A 17,658-nucleotide genomic window follows, 5' to 3' on the forward strand; every position below is an offset into this window, starting at 1 on the left:
GTATGTGACGTGCTTAACGTTAAACCTTATGAATTTTGGTTTTTGACCGGGAGCCAACATCTGTACGGACCTGAAACGCTGAAGGAGGTAGAGGCTCACTCCTTGGAGATGGTCGAAGGGCTGAATCAGGACCCGTCCGTTACTTATAAGATTGTGTTCAAGTCCCTTTTAACGACGCCGGAAGAAATCCGGAGTACCTTGATTCGGGCCAATAGCGACGAACGGTGCGCCGGCGTCATCACCTGGATGCATACTTTCTCGCCTTCCAAAATGTGGATTGGCGGTTTGTCGCAGTTGAACAAGCCGCATCTGCACTTCGCGACGCAGTATAACCGCGAAATCCCGTGGAGTACGATCGATATGGATTTCATGAACACGAACCAAGCGGCGCACGGCGACCGCGAGCATGGCTTTATCGGCACGCGGATGGGGCGTTCCCGCAAAGTCGTGTTCGGCCATTGGCAGAACGGCGAGGTACGCAAGCAAATCGCCAGCTGGCAAAGGACGGCTGTCGCCTTCTGCGAGAGCAAGACCTTAAAGGTGGCTCGTTTCGGCGACAACATGAGACAGGTTGCAGTGACGGAAGGCGACAAGGTAGAAGCGGAAATCAAGTTCGGCTGGTCCGTGAACACCTATGGCGTCGGCGATTTGGCGCAACGCGTGAACGCCGTGTCGCAAGAGGCGGTGGATCGGCTGATGGCTGAATATGAAGAGCATTATACCTTAGTGGCGGATACAGTAGAAAAACGGCAGGCGATCGATTATCAAGCGAGGCTTGAGCTGGCGATCCGAAGCTTCCTGGAAGAGGGCGGGTTCACGGCGTTCACCACGACGTTCGAGGATCTGCACGGTCTGGAGCAATTGCCCGGCTTGGCGGCGCAGCGGCTCATGGCGGAAGGTTACGGCTTTGCAGGCGAGGGAGATTGGAAGACGGCGGCGCTCGTGCGACTGATGAAGATCATGGCCGGCGGCAAGGGCACTTCGTTCATGGAGGATTACACCTACCATCTGGAAGAAGGCAACGAGCTGGTGTTGGGCGCCCACATGCTGGAGATTTGCCCGACAATCGCGGCCGACAAGCCTCGGATCGAGGTTCATCCGCTCGGCATCGGCGGGAAGGCGGACCCGGCGCGCATCGTATTCGACGGCCGCGGCGGTTCGGCGATCAATGCAAGCATCATCGATATGGGGAACCGGTTCCGATTGCTGGTCAACAAAGTCAATGCCGTAGAAGCGACCGAAGCGATGCCGAAGCTTCCGGTGGCAAGGGTGCTGTGGCAAGTGCTGCCGAACCTGAAGGATGGCGTCGAAGCGTGGATTCTGGCGGGCGGCGCTCACCATACCGGGTTCTCGTACGAGGTGACGACGGAGCAAATGCTGGACTTTGCAGAGATGTGCGGGATCGAGGCCGTCACGATCGATGAACGGACGGATCGGGTCAGCTTTCCGAACCAACTTCGGTTAAGCCAAACGGCCTGGAAGAACTAAGGAATCCTGAACCGCAATCCAAGCCCGCTACGCGACTAACGCTCGCGTCGCGGGCTTTTTCCGCTCCCGATGAACAGCCAAAGAATGATTAACGATATGATGATTCAAGCGGAATTCGAAATTTCGGAGGCGTATATCCGCGCGGCCACTTCGAAGCAAATCGATAACTCGCTGACCGGGGATGTCGGCTATGGCTACCAAATCTGGTGCGAGGAAGATAACGGGTTCTCCTTCCGCGGCATGGGATCTCAATTCGCCCTCGTTTATCCGGAGAGAGAGTTGGCGTTTGCCTGTAACTCGGACACCCAAATGATGGGGCACATCGCACGGATTCTACTGAGGAATGTGTTCCGGGAAGAACTCTTGGCGAAAATCCAAGACCGACCGCTGCCTGCCGACGATGCCGCAGGGAAGGCGCTTGAAATCAAGCTCGACAGCCTAAACCTCATTCCGCAACAGGGCAGCCTGACCTCTTCCTATGTCGAGAAATAACGGGAAGTGGTACCGGTTACACGAAAACCCAATGAACATCCCTCGGATGCGGTTCCTATTCGAAGGCGAAGAAGGACGTTGGGAATACGAAAATGAATCGGGTTTGCATCGGTTCGACTTTGGAATCGATTTAGGTACGACTAAAATGTCCTTTTCCTTTACGGAAAATAAAATATCGGTTCATATGCTGAAGGCGGCCGAGTGGTTTCTAGACGAATACTCGGGCTTCGCCGGCGGAGCGCTGGCTTGAAGTCCTCAGGTTCATAATAATGCGAATCGAATACCTTCGGAGGCGGCAAAAGTGCAGTTCTTGCACTTTTTTTGTTTTGGGCTCCGTATATTTCGAAAGGGTGGTTAGCTTTGCTGGCCGGGCTGTTGCCTGTGACGCCTGCAAGCGCGGAGACGGTGGAACCCGTCGTCGCCGGAGCCGCGATCTACCACGTATCGCCGGAAGGGGACGACGCCGACCCGGACAGCTCGATACATCAGGGGAAAAGAGGTCTAACTTTATGGGGTCGCTTCACGCCGGGCGGTCTTTTTGTTTTGGGTTCGGAAAACGTATTCCGAGATAAAAGTTTCATGAAACAATGAAACAAATTTCAATAAATCAATTGACCTCCCTTGAGTTCGACATATATAATATCGCTGAAAGCAATGGAAGCGCTTGCTTCCGGCGGTACGAAACGCCAATCTTTTGAAGAGGGAAGGTGTTCGGCTTGAAGGTACGTATTCGAAGCGAATGGGGTGTCTTGAAGAGGAAAGCGACGATTTGGTTCGCGATCGCGGCCATGTTTTGGACGAGCTTGCCGCTCCCCGCGGCGGAAGCGGCCGCGAACGGGTTGCAAGCGCAATACTATAACGATATCGGCTTTACGGATTTGGCGACGACCCGAACGGACGCGGCGGTCGACTTCGCCTGGGGCGCCGGGTCGCCGGCGCCTTCCGTCGATCCGGACACGTACTCGGTTCGATGGGAAGGCCGCGTGAAAGCGCCGTTTACCGGTATGTATACGTTTTATACCGAGTCGGTCGGCCGCGTGCGGTTATGGGTGAACGAGACGCTGCTGATCGACCATGGGAACGATCATGCCCTTGCGGAGGACAGCAACACGATCGCCCTCTCGGCGGATTCGACGTATGCCATTCGAATCGAATACGCCTATAGCGCGGGAGGCTCGGTCATGCGGCTGCTTTGGTCGGGCGACGAGCTGGCGAAGCAGACGGTTCCCTCTACGGCGCTATTCGTTCCTTCCGCGGAGATGGACGCCGCGGATCCGTTCCAAGGCTATTTGACGGGCGTCGCTCCAACGATCGTTCAGACGATCGGCGACCAGACGAACGGCGGCATTCGTATCCGGGAGCTGAAATTTAAGTCGCGAACGGTAAACGGCGTCGACACCCTCGTGTATGCGTCCATCGCGTCCCCTGCCGCCGCGGGAACATATCCCGGCATTCTCGTCCTGCACGGGGGAGGCGGCGCCGCCATGACGGCGGAGGCGTCCGACTGGGCAGCCCGCGGGTACGTCGCGCTGACGATCGACATTCCGTCCATCGCGGACCCGGCGACGACGCGCTCCACGGGCGACTGGCAGACGCGGCAGTATTTCGGGACGAACATGTCGCTGCATACGCTGTTCGACGGGCAGCTCGCAAGTTTGCAGGCGCTGTACCTGCTCCGCTCGCTGCCGGAGGTCGATCCCGCCAATATCGGCGTCAAGGGATATTCCTGGGGCTCCTATATGGCGACGGCGGTCGCTTCGTTGGCCGGCCCTCAGGTGAAGGCGGTATTCCCGGTATTCGGGGGCGGCTTCTTCGACCGCGGCACTATTTTCGGAGACGACTATCAATACGCCGATCCGGCGGGCGTCACCGCCATGTTCCGGTATTTGGACCCGGCTCGCCGCATCGGCGGGATGACCGCTCACTATTTCGGATATTACAATACGAACGACTTTGCCTTCTGGCCGCCGCAGTTGATGGCTCAATTCGCGTTGATCGGCAGCGACAAGAACTTGCTCTGGTGCCCGAACGCCGACCATACGGTGGCGATGTGCGGGGGAGATTCGTCGCCGCAATTTTTCGATTATCATCTGAAAGGATCGGGGCCGCCGCTGCCGAAGGCGCAGGCGACCGGAGCCGCGCCGGAGGGCGCGGGCGTCAAAGTGACGTTCGACGTAACGGCGTCGACGGCGCTTACGGAGACGAAAGTGTACTACAGCGCATCCCCCGACGGGGAGGCATGGACCGAACGACAGTGGGTCGGCGTGAACGCGACCGCGGTCGGTGCGGACGCGTTCGAAGCCGTCGTGCCTTCGGCGAACGCCGATTGGTTCGCTTACGTCGCCGACGCGAACGGCGTCGCCGTATCCAGCGTAATGGGGAGAGGGACGTCGCTGTCGATCCCGCAGATGGAGCCGGGCGTTCACGCCGGCCGGACGACGACGATGATCGACAACTTCGACGATTACGGCCGGCTGCACGCCAAATCCGACAATTTGACGTTGGACGGCTCGCAGCCGGAGCAATTTTTGGGCGACGCTTCCCGATTGGCGCAGACGACCAAGACGAACGAAACGATCGTGTACAAGACGACGGGCGACATCGAGCATATCATGGCTGACGCGTTCTTCTATACCGGGGACGTTATCGGCGAATTCCAGTTTTTCGTCTCGAACGACGGCCAGACGTTCACGCAAGTGACGCCGTTGAAAAATCCATTTAAAAATTTCGTCTGGCGCAAAATGCAATACGAGCTTCATGACGTGCCCGAGGGGAGCCGATACTTAAAAATACGGTTTCCGACGGACGCGCAGCAGGTGTGGACGCCGCAGCTCGGCCGCGTGCTGATTCGCTACGCGTCGAACGTCGTCACGGACCCGTTGGCCGGCTGGACGTCCGTGGACAGCCGCACGCCGGGGCTTGAAATCGACGCCGTCGCTCCCGAATGGGCCGAGCGCGATACGAGCCGGGCGAAGCGGATCGGCAACACGACGGAGCATCTCGTGTATCGCGCGTTCGATCTCGAAGGCTTCCTAGTCAAAGTTCATTCGTACGGCAATCCGTATCCGGCGGGACAGGTCGCCTTCTATGCGTCGCCGGACGGGGTCGCCTTCGATCCGATCGCCGTCAAGCCGACGATGACGTCGGACGCGATCGGCAACGGTTGGTACCGGACGTACTTCGAGCCGATGTCGCCGATGCCGCAGGGCGCGAACTACTTGAAGATCGAATTGAAGAACGATCCGTCCGGGTATTCGCCGCAGATCGCGAACGTCAAGCTGTACGCGCCGTCGGACCTCGTCGACGACCTGAACGACTGGACGGCGACGGTGAGCCAATCCGCGGGCTGGCGGCTGGACGATGCCGGCGCGGCTTCGTACTTCGACGGCGACGCCGCGCGCGCGACGCGGACGGGGCTGTCGACGGAGCATCTGATCTACGACGTCGGCACGATCGGCGGGTTCGAAGCCCGAATGTACTACTTCGTACAGCCGGCGACCGTAAAGTTCTATACATCGAGCGACCAGACGGCCTGGACCGAAATCCCGTCTTCGCCTTCGTCGGTCGCGCCGACGGCCGACGGTTGGTACAGAGCGACGTATCTGCCGCAATCGGCGATCCCGGCGGACCACCGATACTTGAAAGTGGAGTTATCCGGCGGTACGGACGAGTGGGGAACGCAGCTGTCCCGGCTGTCGATCGATCGGTAACGGCAGGTTAGAAAAGAATCGACTTCGCGCGAGTCCCATCCCGCAAGCCGCATCCCTATGGATGCGGCTTGTTTTCCTTCTCTCCCATTTACACTAGTTTATGAAACATGTTGAATTTTGTTTCCTTGGGTGCTATGATACCCGTAACTACGTTATGGGGAGCTGCCGCATGAAGAAAGTAACGCTGCAGATGATCGCGGATCAATTGCAAATTTCCAAATCGCTCGTCTCGAAAGCGCTTGCCAACCAGAAAGGCGTGAACGAAGAGACGAAAGAGAAAGTCCGGCTTACGGCCATGAATATGGGATACATGATCAACTCGTCGGCGCTGTCCATCTCCGCTTCACGCACGGGCAACGTCGCCGTCGTCGTGCCGAGAAGCGACCTGAAAGACTTCGAATATTGGGGACGGATCTTGCACGGGATCGAGAAAGCGCTCAGCGAGAAGTCGTTCAGCATGATCTTATCGGGCATCGACCCGAACGTCGCGACGAGCGAAGGGCTGCCGAGCTGCGTCACGGACCGGAAGGTGGACGGCGCGCTCGTCCTCGGCGCCGTTCCGCTGGCGTATATTCTCGCGATTCAGGTGACGGGCATTCCGGTCGTGCTCGTCGACGTGCCTCACTTCGTGCAGATGAAGCTGGATCACGTGCTGGCGGAAAACAATCTAGGCGGTTACGACGCCACCAAGTATTTGCTGGATCGAAACCACCGGCGCATCGGATTCGTCGGCGACGTCTCGTACGCGTCGAGCTTCGCGGCGCGTCACGCAGGGTTTCTAGACGCCGTGAAAGATTTCAAGACGGAGCGCGAGGTCGAGATCGAAGCGGTTTCGTTCACGGACGCCCGCGGGGACAGCATCATCCCGTATTCCTTAGGCGATGCGGACATCGAGCGCATCCGCGAGACGGGATTGACGGGGCTCGTCTGCGGCAACGACCCCGTTGCGTTCGAAGTGATGCAGTCGCTGGAGCGGGTCGGGCTGAGCTGCCCGCAGGACGTCTCGTTGATCGGCTTCGACAACGTGCAGAAGTGCCAGTGGGTGACTCCTGCTTTGACATCCATAGACGCCTGCAAAGAGACGATGGGCACCCGATCGGCGGAGATGCTGTTCCGAAGAATGCAGCAGACCGATTTTCGCGCGGAGCATGTTCGGATCACGACGGAAATCATCGAACGGGAATCGGTGAGAAGTTTATAATAAAAAGAAGGAAGTCTTGTCCCAACGTGCGTTGGCGAACAAGACTTTTCTTACATTCATTTTCATTAAAAGTTTCATTAAAAACGGAAACAAATTTCAATAAATAGGTTGAATTAACTGTTTGTATCCGATATATTTAAGGTGAAGCGTGAATAACGGAGTTTCGGGGGAGGAGGCTCGAGGCAGGGAGATGCCGAAAAGTTGAAGCAGTGTCGGAAACAGTTGAAACGAGCGACGTTAGGATCGAGGGGGGCATGAGAGCGGATGCATAGCAGAAGAAGCATTGCGTCGACGCTGCTCGGCGCGTTACTGATCGTAAGTGCCGTCATTGCGTACCGGCCGCATTATGTAAGCGCTTCACTCGACTACCCGAATCAAGTCGGCATAACGACGGTCAACTCCCAGTATGCCTTCGACGGTACGGAGGACGTGTTGACGGAAGGGACGGACGTGATTGCCGATCTGGGCGCCGACGCCGTAAAGCTGTGGCTGACGCCCAATTACAAGCTCGACTATTACCTCAACTCCAGCTGGCCGACGGTATGGGGCCTCGCGGAGCTGGCGGCGACGCCGTACTACGAGGAGGCTTTCGCCAAGTTCGACGTCATCGCCTTGGAAGCTTACGAATTCCATGACAGCGGCGACTGGCATTACGGGGTAAGTTCCGCGGATCGGGATGCCATTCAGGCGGAGTTTTACGAGCTTGCGAAGTATTTGCTGGAGACGTACGAGGGGACCGGGAAGACGTTCATTCTTCAAAACTGGGAAGGCGATAATCAGATGAAGTACGGCGGTCCGGGATACTCGACGACGGCGGCCCAAGGGATGATCGATTGGATCAACGCCCGGCAGGACGGCATCATTCAGGCGCGCGACGAAGTCGGGGAGCACGGCGTGCGCGTGATGGGCGCCTTCGAAATCAACCGCGTGTCGATCGTCTTCGGGGAGCCCCGACTGCTGGACGTCGTCGTCCCGTACACTTACTGCGACTTGTACTCGTACTCGAACTACGAGGTGTACTTCGACGGCGAGCAGCTGGCCGCAAACCTGGACGACATCGCCGCGAAGGCGCCGGACGACGCTCGATACGGGCACGGAGACAAGAACGTCTTCGTCGGCGAATTCGGCCGCGCGGAAAACTGGACGACCGAAGCGGATACGGTTCGAGCGGTGCACACGAACGTGGACGCGGCGTTGGCGTGGGGCGTCCCGTACATGTTCTACTGGCAGTTGTACAGCAACGAGGACTTGGCCGGACTGAGCCAGGTGAAAGACATGCTGAACGATTACAGCAAAATATACGACCGCAGCGCGAATTGGACGCTCGATGCGTCTTCGCCGACGCCGTACTTCGAAGGCGACGCCTCGCGGCTAAAGCGAACGTCGGATACGCCGGAGCATATGACGTACAAGACGCAGGGCGGGATCCACAGCTTCGGCATCAGCTTTTATTACACAGGATCGAGCTTGCACGACAAAGTGGCCGTCTACTACTCCGCCGATAACGTGAACTGGATTCCCGCCGTCATCGGCGTGTCGCGTCCGGTCAACACCGACGGCATCCACGTCTGGCACAAGGCTTCGGTCGGCTCGGCGGAGTTGCTTCCGGACGGGTATACCTATTTGAAAATCGTCCTAGACGACGATGCGGACGTCTACTCGCCGCAAATCAGCCAGGTCGTGATTAACCAGCGACCGCACCGGCCGTTCGCGGACGCCGACCTGAACGGATACTGGCTGATCCGCCCTTCCGGCGCTTATGCCGGCACATGGCATTACTTTGCCGGACTGTACCGGTCGAACGCGCTGACGAACCCCGGCTTCGAAGCCGACGGCGCCGCAACGCAGACGCCGGCGGGGTGGAGCACGTGGGCGCCGAACGGCGATGCCGATGCGAATTATTCGGAAACGGGCGGTTCGCATGCCGGGAGCTACCATTTGACTCATTGGAAGGACAGCACGCAGTACGAGGTGTTTACGTACCAGACGGCGACCGGATTGGACGACGGTGTTTATACGGCGACGGCGTGGGTGAAGTCGAACGGCGGCGCGCAGCAGGTCCGGTTTTTGGCGAAAGATTTTGACGGTACTTCCACCGTCTTGTCGTCGCCGGTCGGCGCTTCGCCGGACTGGACGTTCGTCTGGATCGACGGCATCGTCGTCGCGAACGGGCAGGCGACGATCGGCCTGCATTCCGCGGGGGGCGGCGGCTTTGAGTGGGCGATGATGGACGACGTGAAGTTGTTCAAGAGCGAATAAGAAACGCTAAGAAATTCGCGGTGGAAACAATTCGATTACAAATGGGGGATTGGCCGATGAAAGCTGTATCGTGGAAATCTTGGAAATGGACGGTCGCGTGCATGGCGGCGCTCAGCCTCGTCCTGTCGGCATGCTCCGCCTCGAGCGGGAACGAAACCGAAGCCGGGACCGGAACCGACGCCGCGCCCCAGACGTCCGGGAAGGACGAAGTCGTGGAGCTGAACGTCATCAACTTCCGCGTGGAGGATACTGCATTCTACGACGAAATCAATAAGAAATTTCAGGAAGCGTACCCGAACATCCGCCTCCGATACGACGCCGTGCCGACGAAGGATTACGCGCAGCTGCGGACGGCGCGGCTAACGACCGGCGACCTGGACTTGTTCGCCAGCGGCGGCGAGGTCGAGTTGAAGGATCCCGACCTGCGGGCGATCATGTACGATCTGAAGGACCAGCCGTTCCTCGGCAACTTCTACCCCGACGCGCTGAAGGCGGGTCAGTACGAAGGCGCGCAATATTTCCTGCCGATGAACACGACCGCGATGGTGACGTTCTATAACAAGCAGATGTTCGAGGAGCACGGACTGGCGGTGCCGACGACGTGGGACGAATTCATCGCCGTGTGCGAAGCGCTCAAGGCGAAGGGCATCGATCCGATCATCTTCGGCGGCAAGGACCAATGGCCGGTCAACATGATCATCGGCGAACTGGAGAAGAGCTTGGTTCGTCCGGGCGGAACGAATCAGGATTTTTACGAAAAGCTGAAGACGGAAGAAACCGGCTTTAACGATCCGCGTTGGGTCGAAGTGTTCGCGAAACTGCAGCAGCTGAGCGGCTACTTCCAGCCGAACGCGACGGGACTCGACTACGGCCAGGCTCCTGGCTTGTTCGCCCAAGGCAAGGCCGCGATGATGATCGACGGTTCGTGGAGCCTCGCGCAAATCGAAGACGCGTCTCCGTCTTTCGAAACCGGCGTCTTCCTGCTGCCGGGCGGCAACAAACCCGAGGATAACGGGACGGCGGCGACCAAATACGGCTTCGGCTGGTACGTGAACAAAGATTCCGAGAACGTGGACGCCGCGATGAAGTACCTGGAGTTCCTGACGCAAAAAGATAATTATCAGCAATACACGAACATGGTGCGCATGCTGCCGGTCATGAAGGACGTCGTCACGGAATCGCCGATCATCAACGAGGTCGACAAGCTGATGGAGAAGCAGCAGTCGCTCTGGGAGAACACGTTCATGCCGGGGGCGGCGTACCAACACACCTTCTACGCGATGGAGCTCATCTTCGGCAAGATTGCGCCGGAGGAAGCCGCCGCAAACATGCAAAAAGATTTCATCCAGTCGAAACCGAACTGGAAATAAACGCGACAGCGTAACCACAAGGTCGATCGAGAGCCGCCCGACGTAGCCTCTCGATCGGCAAGGGGGGATCGGCATGGTATTTAAAAGTCGTTTTTCGCGGTTGTGGCCCTATCTGGTGCTGCTCCCGGCGCTGGCGCTCTACGCCTTGTTCGTTCTCGTTCCGGCCGTCGGCAACGTCGTGCTGTCGTTCACGGATTTTACCGGCAACATCCGCCTGCCGATCCGCTGGGTCGGGCTCGACAACTACGCGCGGGCGTTCGGTTCGGATCAGAAATATTTGACGGACGCGATCCGGGTGACGTTCATTTTCTCGATCAGCATCACCGTGCTGCAGAACGTCGCAGGCATCTTGCTGGCGGTGCTCGTCAACGCGAAGCTGCGACTGCGCAATTTTTACCGCGCCGTCATCTTCCTGCCGAACATCTTGGGCGTCGTCGTCGTCGGCCTCGTCTGGACGCTGGTTTTCGATCCGATGTCGGGTCCCGTCAATTTGCTGCTCCAGCAGTTCGACCGCAACTCGGCGCTGCTCGGCGATCCGGATATCGCGTTGTACCTCGTCATATTCGTCACGATGTGGATGAACGTCGGCTACGGCATGATCATTTATTTGGCGGGGCTGCAAAACATTCCGGGAGAGCTGTACGAAGCGGCGCGCATCGACGGGGCGAGCAACTGGGGCATGCTTCGTTACATTACGATTCCGCTCATTCAAGCGGCCATCACCATTAACGTGCTGATTTGTCTGATCGGGACGCTGGGCTTATTCGACATTATCAAGGTGCTCACGAACGGCGGTCCGGGCAAATCGACTTCGACGCTCAGCATGTACATTTTCAACACGATTTTCGGCGGAGACAGCCAAGGCTTCGTCGCGGCGCTGTCGATGATCCACTTCGCCATCGTCTTCGTCGTCGTCCTGATCGCTCAATATTTCATGCGGCGCAGGGAGACGGAGCTATGAAAATAAACAAAAATCATCTGTGGGCGAACGCGGTCCTGATGCTGGTCGCGCTCGGAATGCTGGGCCCGATGCTGCTCGTGCTCAACGTCGCCTTGAAGTCGAACACCGAATTTTTGCGGACGCCGCTCACGCTGACGCAATCCCTGCAGTGGGAAAATTTTCGGCTCGCTTGGGTGCAGGCGGACATGGAAATTTATTTTAAAAACAGCGTGCTGTTTACCGTATTGGTCGCCGTGGGCACGTGCGTCATCGCCACGATGGCCGCCTATCCGATCGCCAGAAATCATATGAAGGGGGCCAATTTTTTCTACCTCCTGTTTCTGTCGTCGTTGTTTTTACCGGTCGGCCTCGTACCGCTGCTGTACGTCATGCAATATTTGGGCTTCATGAACTCGTATCCCGGCTTCATTCTGTTGAAGATCGGGTCGTCCCTGTCGATTTCGATTTTTATTTTGACGGGCTTCATCAAGAGCGTACCGAAAGAAATGGACGAGGCGGCCGCCATCGACGGCTGCGGCTATCTCCGGTATATTTTCACGATCGTGTTCGCCCTGATCAAACCGGCCGCCTTCACGGTCGGCATGCTGATCGCCATCGGTACGTGGAACGACTTCATCTCGCCGTTCCTGTTCCTGACGTACAAAGAGATGAGGCCGCTGACGGCCGGCTTGTACTTGTTTTTCGGCCAATACAGCACGAACTGGACGATTTTGGCCGCAGGCATCATTATGGTCGCATTTCCGCTGATCGTCGCTTTCGTATTTTTGCAGCGGTTCATCATTTCCGGCATTACGAGCGGCGCGCTAAAAGGATAAAGAGTTCAGAGAGAACAGATTGGGGTGGAGAACGATGCGAATCTCGCTACACGACGCCGAATGGACGGTGACCGGGTTTCATCCGTGGGTGCCGCTGCTCGGCAACAGCATGGAGACGGGCGCCCCGCTGCAAGGCGTGATCGACTGGATTCCTGCGACGGTCCCGGGCGGCGTGCATCATGACTTGTACCGCGCTGGCCATATCGAGCATCCGCATATCGACCGGAACAGCATCGCTTGCGAATGGGTGGAAAACCGATGGTGGCTGTACCGGACGCGGCTTCCGCGCCTGGAACGGCTCGGCGCGAAGCTGGAGCTCGTCTTCCGCGGACTGGATTACCGCGCGTCGGTGTACTTGAACAACGTCAAGATCGGAGAGCACGAAGGGATGTTCCATCCCGCCGCGTTCGACATTACGGCGATGGCGCGGGAACACGAGACGCTGGAGCTGGGCGTTCTGTTCGAGCATGCGCCCGACGAGATGGGACAGATCGGAAAGACGTCGCTGACTCGGACGCAGAAAAGCCGATTCAGTTACAAATGGGACTTCTCCACCCGCATGGTGAACATCGGCCTATGGGACGACGTGTACTTGCGAGTGTGCGAGGACGTCTCCATCGACGAGATTGCGGTGCATACGGATACGAACGGCGGCCAGGGCATCATCGACGTGCGCGCGGCGCTTCGCGCCGATCGTGAGGACGGGGTCGGAGCGGAAGGCATCGTCGTTCGCGTCGAATGCGCCGATCCGCGAGGGAAGGTCGTTCTCCGTCAAGACGTGCCGGCGGACGGCAGCCTCGAATGTCGCTGCCGCCTGGCGGTGGACGACGCGGAGCTATGGCATCCGAACGGATACGGCGCGCAGCCGTTGTACCGGCTGAAACTGCAGGCGCTGCGGGACGGCCTGCCGTTCGACGAACGGGAGCTGAAGGTCGGCATCCGTAAGCTGGAGTATGCACGCAACGAGGACAGCCCGGACGATTCGCTTCCTTATACGTTCGTCGTGAATGGAAAGAAGATTTATATCAAGGGCGTCAATCTGACGCCGCTCGATTTGATGTACGGCAACGTCACCCCCGAACGGTACGAGTGGCTCGTGCGGCTCATGCGGTCGGCTCGCGTCAACATGGTGCGCGTGTGGGGAGGCGGCTTGATCGAGAAGGAGACGTTCTACGACCTGTGCGACCGTTACGGGATCATGATTTGGCAGGAATTCATCCAGTCGAGCTCGGGCGTGGACAACGAGCCGAGCAAAATACCGGAATTTCTCGCGCTGCTGGGACGTACGGCCGAAGCCGCTCTGAAGGAGCGCCGCAACCATGTGTCGCTGACCGTCTGGAGCGGCGGCAACGAATTGATGAGCGGGCCGAACACGCCGAGCACGTACGAGGACGAAAATTTGGCGATGCTGCGCGATTTGGTCGCCGCGCACGACTCCCGACGCTTGTTTTTGCCGACGTCGGCTTCAGGGCCTGTCGAGATGGTCACTCGCGAGAAGGGCGTCAGCCACGACGTGCACGGGAACTGGAAGCATCTGGGGGACCCGGAGCACTATGAGCTGTACGGCGAATCGGACAGTTTGTTCCACAGCGAATTCGGCGTCGACGGCGCCAGTCCGGCGAAGAGCTTGCGCAAATTTCTGACCGAGCCGCACTTGAGACCCTTGTCGAGCCGGGAGTCGCTCGTCTGGCGGCATCACGGCGGGGAGTGGTGGGACACGAAGTCGCGGGACGAGGAGTGGTTCGGCCCGCTCGACGAGGTGGAGACATTCGTCCAGTGCAGCCAGTGGTTGCAGGCCGACGGGCTCCGGTTTATCGTGGAGGCGAACCGTCGGCGCGCGTTCCGGAACAGCGGCAGCATCATCTGGCAAATGAACGAGCCTTGGCCGAACGTATCGTGCACGAGCTTGGTCGATTATTACGGCGAAGCGAAGATGGCTTACTATTGGGTGCGCAAGGCGTTCGCGCCGGTGCATGCGTCGCTCGATTACCGCCGGCTGCGCTTCGCGCCCGGGGAGTCGTTCGCCGGACGCATCGTCGTCTCCGGCAGCGGCGAGGAGCGGCCGATCGTCGTTCGGGCGACGGTGCTGAACGCGGCGGGGCAGCCGGTGGACGATCGGCGCTTCGAAGGCGTCGCGCCTGCGTACCGGAGCGAAACGCTGGGCGATCTGGACTTTACCGTCGGCGCGTACGAGCAAGGGCTGTTCTTCGTCCGGCTGCAGCTGCTCGACGCCGACGGGCGCGCGATGTTCGAGAACGTCTATACGTTTTCGACGGAGACGGAGCGCGCGCTGGCGGGGGCGCTCACGCTCTCGCCCGACGTCGAGGCGGCCGCGCTCGGCGCGTGGCGGGAACGGGAAGAGCCGTCGGGCATCCGCCTGTGGGAGCGGACGTATCGGGTGACGAACCGCGGCCGGCATGTCGCCTTCTACGTCTATCCGGAGGAGACGTCGGATCGGTATTGGCTCGAGGCGGAAGGCGCTTACGAGATGTTGTTCCCGGGCGAGACGAAGGACATCGTCGTCCGCTGCATTGCTAGGCGGACCGGCGGTCTGTTCGCGAAAGAAGAGGCGTTCTCGGCCGTCCGACCCGAGGACGCGCCGCCGTCCGTCGTCATCCGGCGCTTCGGCGATGCGGCCGGAACGTCGGCTTCGTCCGAGGGGACGGTGTCGGCGTCGGAGCCGGCGCGATGAACGGGCGGCTCGTCTATGGCGGTCTTGCGGCCGTCGCGGCGGTTGCCGCGGCGATCGCCGCCGTCGGCTCGGGGCTGCTGCCGCTGCCGACGGGGTCGGACGACCGCAGGAGGTACGCGGACATCGTCGGCGTATCGCATGTGCACGGGCTGTACCACTTTTCCGACTCGCAAGACTTCCTGAACGAAGGGGCGGACGCCGTCGCGGAGCTGGGCAGCCGCGTCGTCAAGCTGTGGTTTACGCCTCGCTATGCGGAGGATTATCCGAACTACAACGGGGCGGCGCCGTGGCCGGCCGCCGGCAGTATGGTCGAGCTGGCGCAAACTCCGTATTACGACGCCGTCTTTCGCAAAGATTTTCACACCTATATATTGGAAGCTTACGAATTTCCGGATACCTATTGGCAGGACGGCTTGTCGGACGAAGAACGCGTGCGGGTGCGCGAGGAGTTTTTTTCATTCGCCAAACACTTGATGACGACGTATCGGGGGACGGGCAAAACGTTCGTGCTCCAAAACTGGGAAGGCGATAACGCGATCGGCGAAAACCCGGACGCGGCGAGCGTCCGCGGCATGATCGACTGGCTCCATGCGCGCCAGGACGGGATCGAACGCGCCCGGGCCGAGCTGTCCGGCGATTCGGACGTGGCGGTGTACGGCGCGGCCGAAGTGAATTGGGTATCGAAAGCCCGGGACGGGGCCGTCACGGTGACGAACGACGTCCTGCCGCATACGCGGATGGATTTGTACTCGTATTCGATCTACGACGCGGGGGTGCCGGTCGACCCGGCGGCGCTCGCCGCCAACCTCGACTACTTGCGATCGAAGGCGCCGGACAGCGGCGTCTTCGGGGCGAACAACATTTATATCGGGGAGTTCGGCTTGCCGGAGAACGGTCTTGGCGCGGAACTCCAGCAGCTGCACGTCCGGCAGGTCGTCGACGCGGCGATCGCTTGGGGCGTCAGGTACGCCGTTTACTGGCAGCTATATTGCAACGAAGCGAGGCAATCGTATGCGGATCGGCCGTCGAACTACTCGGTCATGGGGTATTGGCTGATTCGCCCGGACGGGACGAAGTCGCCGGCTTACGAGGAGCTTCGGAGCCGGATGGAGAAACGTCCGGGGCAGACGGCAAAGTAAAGGGACGATTCAGCATACTCGAGAGAGGTGCGTAGCGAACATGCAAAATACGAAAAGGCTGCCGAGAAGCCGGCCGGAAGCGGAGGGGGTATCGCCCTCGGCCGTCTTGGCGTTCCTCGACGCCGTCGAACGAGAGAAGCTCGAGCTGCACAGCTTCATGTTGCTGCGGCGAGGGCGAGTCGTCTCGGAAGGCTGGTGGGCCCCGTACGGGCCCGGGGAGCCGCACATTCTGAATTCGTTAAGCAAAAGCTTCACGGCGACCGCGATCGGCATCGCCGCGGAGGAAGGGCTGTTGTCGACGGAAGACATCGTAGCGTCCTATTTCCCGGAAGCGTCGGACGCTGCCTCACTTCCTTATGTAAACGAGATGCGGATTCGACATCTGCTCACGATGTCTTCCGGCCACGCCCAGGACACGTTGGAAACGCTGCTGCGCCGCCGAAGCGGCGATTGGGCGCGTGCCTTCCTCGAGACGCCGCTCGCCTACCCGCCGGGCGTCCAGTTCGTATACAACAGCGGCGCCACGTACATGCTGTCCGCCATTCTGCGCAAAGCGACCGGACAGTCGCTGATCGAGTATTTGACGCCTCGCCTGTTCGGGCCGCTCGGCATCGAGGGCGTCCTATGGGAGACTTGTCCCGACGGCGTCGAGGTCGGTGGATGGGGCATGCGAGCGACGACCGAGCAGATCGCCAAGTTCGGACAGCTGTACTTGCAGCGAGGCATGTGGGGCGGGCGGAGGCTGCTTTCCGAAGCGTGGGTCCGCGAAGCGACCGCCGATCTCATCTCGAACGGCGACGACGCCGCGAACGATTGGCATCAGGGCTACGGTTTCCAGTTTTGGCGTTGCCGCCACGGCGCGTATCGGGGGGACGGCGCTTTCGGGCAGTTTTGCGTCGTCCTGGAGCCGTTCGACGCCGTTCTGGCGATCACCGCGGGGACGGGCGACATGCAGGGCATTCTTTCTCTCGTCTGGACTAGGTTGTTGCCGGGACTGCAAGAAGACGCGGCGGAGGATGACGCCGCATATGCGGCGCTGCTCCGTCGGCAGGCCGAACTGGCGATTCCCGCCGTCGCGGGGGATGCCGACTCGGCAACGGCTCGCCGCGTATCCGGGAACGTCTACGAGCTGGAGGACAACGGGTTCGGATTGCGGCACGCGGCGTTCCGCTTTATCGACGACCGCGCGATGATCGCGTTGACGGGAGGCGGCGAGCCGATCGTGCTCCGATGCGGTTACGGCGAGTGGCTCGAGAGCCGCATCGAGCGAGGCGGCTTCGCCGAGCCGGTATGGGCTCGTGGAGGGTGGCGGCCGGACGGCGCCTTCGCCATGACGATCTGCTGGACCCGGACGCCGTTCGTCGACGAGGCGACGTGCCGCTTCGAAGGCGACCGCGTCGTCTGGTCCGCGGTTCGGAACGTCGGGGAGACGATCATCTCGACATCGCTCTTCTTTCCTTCGCTGGCGGGAACGCGCGTCTTGCGCGCGCCGGAAGGCGCATGCTGAGAATGCGAGAGTTGCAATGAACCG

12 protein-coding genes are annotated in these 17,658 nt (G+C 59.8%); all 12 read left to right on the top strand.

The window, feature by feature from the left end; all coding sequences use genetic code 11:
* The first annotated feature begins 9 nt into the window (after positions 1-9).
* The 12 genes from araA (at position 10) to RIN49_RS05410 (ending at position 17,634) form a co-directional block, all read left to right on the top strand.
* Positions 10-1,488 carry an L-arabinose isomerase gene (gene araA / locus RIN49_RS05355; RefSeq protein ID WP_309119128.1) on the top strand — a complete coding sequence of 493 codons (1,479 nt, stop codon included), beginning with the start codon at positions 10-12 and terminating at the stop codon, positions 1,486-1,488.
* A 96-nt stretch (positions 1,489-1,584) separates the two neighbouring features.
* On the top strand, positions 1,585-1,980 hold the full coding sequence (locus tag RIN49_RS05360) for a hypothetical protein (protein WP_309119129.1): 396 nt from the start codon (positions 1,585-1,587) through the stop codon (positions 1,978-1,980).
* A gap of 360 nt (positions 1,981-2,340) precedes the next feature.
* The gene (locus RIN49_RS05365; RefSeq protein ID WP_309119130.1) at positions 2,341-2,571 is read left to right on the top strand and encodes a hypothetical protein; all 231 of its coding nucleotides are present in this window, start codon (positions 2,341-2,343) and stop codon (positions 2,569-2,571) included.
* A gap of 125 nt (positions 2,572-2,696) precedes the next feature.
* A complete protein-coding gene (locus tag RIN49_RS05370) occupies positions 2,697-5,690 on the top strand; it encodes a PA14 domain-containing protein (protein ID WP_309119131.1) in 2,994 nt (997 codons plus the stop codon).
* A 169-nt stretch (positions 5,691-5,859) separates the two neighbouring features.
* On the top strand, positions 5,860-6,891 hold the full coding sequence (locus tag RIN49_RS05375; protein ID WP_309119132.1) for a substrate-binding domain-containing protein: 1,032 nt from the start codon (positions 5,860-5,862) through the stop codon (positions 6,889-6,891).
* Between the two features lie 264 nt (positions 6,892-7,155).
* Positions 7,156-9,150, top strand: a complete 1,995-nt coding sequence (locus RIN49_RS05380; RefSeq protein WP_309119133.1) for a carbohydrate binding domain-containing protein — start codon at positions 7,156-7,158, stop codon at positions 9,148-9,150.
* A 56-nt stretch (positions 9,151-9,206) separates the two neighbouring features.
* Positions 9,207-10,520, top strand: coding sequence for an ABC transporter substrate-binding protein (locus RIN49_RS05385; RefSeq protein ID WP_309119134.1), 1,314 nt, complete (start codon positions 9,207-9,209; stop codon positions 10,518-10,520).
* A gap of 73 nt (positions 10,521-10,593) precedes the next feature.
* Entirely contained in the window at positions 10,594-11,481 is an 888-nt protein-coding gene (locus RIN49_RS05390; protein ID WP_309119135.1) for a carbohydrate ABC transporter permease, read from the top strand.
* Positions 11,478-12,296 carry a carbohydrate ABC transporter permease gene (locus tag RIN49_RS05395; RefSeq protein WP_309119136.1) on the top strand — a complete coding sequence of 273 codons (819 nt, stop codon included), beginning with the start codon at positions 11,478-11,480 and terminating at the stop codon, positions 12,294-12,296. Before RIN49_RS05390 ends, RIN49_RS05395 begins: the two co-directional genes overlap by 4 nt.
* A 34-nt stretch (positions 12,297-12,330) precedes the next feature.
* Entirely contained in the window at positions 12,331-14,988 is a 2,658-nt protein-coding gene (locus RIN49_RS05400; RefSeq protein WP_309119137.1) for a glycoside hydrolase family 2 protein, read from the top strand.
* The gene (locus RIN49_RS05405; RefSeq protein ID WP_309119138.1) at positions 14,985-16,127 is read left to right on the top strand and encodes a hypothetical protein; all 1,143 of its coding nucleotides are present in this window, start codon (positions 14,985-14,987) and stop codon (positions 16,125-16,127) included. The genes RIN49_RS05400 and RIN49_RS05405 overlap by 4 nt, the downstream gene beginning before the upstream one ends.
* A gap of 40 nt (positions 16,128-16,167) precedes the next feature.
* Positions 16,168-17,634, top strand: coding sequence for a serine hydrolase domain-containing protein (locus RIN49_RS05410; protein ID WP_309119139.1), 1,467 nt, complete (start codon positions 16,168-16,170; stop codon positions 17,632-17,634).
* Positions 17,635-17,658 lie beyond the last annotated feature (24 nt).

The organism is Paenibacillus sp., assembly GCF_031177825.1.
Taxonomy (GTDB): domain Bacteria; phylum Bacillota; class Bacilli; order Paenibacillales; family YIM-B00363; genus Paenibacillus_AE.

What these genes read in the sequence shown, in the direction of transcription:
- RIN49_RS05360 (WP_309119129.1), top strand. Translation starts at nt 1,585, where the DNA reads ATGATGATTCAAGCGGAATTCGAAATTTCGGAGGCGTATATCCGCGCG.
- RIN49_RS05375 (WP_309119132.1), top strand. Translation starts at nt 5,860, where the DNA reads ATGAAGAAAGTAACGCTGCAGATGATCGCGGATCAATTGCAAATTTCC.
- RIN49_RS05380 (WP_309119133.1), top strand. Translation starts at nt 7,156, where the DNA reads ATGCATAGCAGAAGAAGCATTGCGTCGACGCTGCTCGGCGCGTTACTG.
- RIN49_RS05385 (WP_309119134.1), top strand. Translation starts at nt 9,207, where the DNA reads ATGAAAGCTGTATCGTGGAAATCTTGGAAATGGACGGTCGCGTGCATG.
- RIN49_RS05390 (WP_309119135.1), top strand. Translation starts at nt 10,594, where the DNA reads ATGGTATTTAAAAGTCGTTTTTCGCGGTTGTGGCCCTATCTGGTGCTG.
- RIN49_RS05395 (WP_309119136.1), top strand. Translation starts at nt 11,478, where the DNA reads ATGAAAATAAACAAAAATCATCTGTGGGCGAACGCGGTCCTGATGCTG.
- RIN49_RS05400 (WP_309119137.1), top strand. Translation starts at nt 12,331, where the DNA reads ATGCGAATCTCGCTACACGACGCCGAATGGACGGTGACCGGGTTTCAT.
- RIN49_RS05405 (WP_309119138.1), top strand. Translation starts at nt 14,985, where the DNA reads ATGAACGGGCGGCTCGTCTATGGCGGTCTTGCGGCCGTCGCGGCGGTT.
- RIN49_RS05410 (WP_309119139.1), top strand. Translation starts at nt 16,168, where the DNA reads ATGCAAAATACGAAAAGGCTGCCGAGAAGCCGGCCGGAAGCGGAGGGG.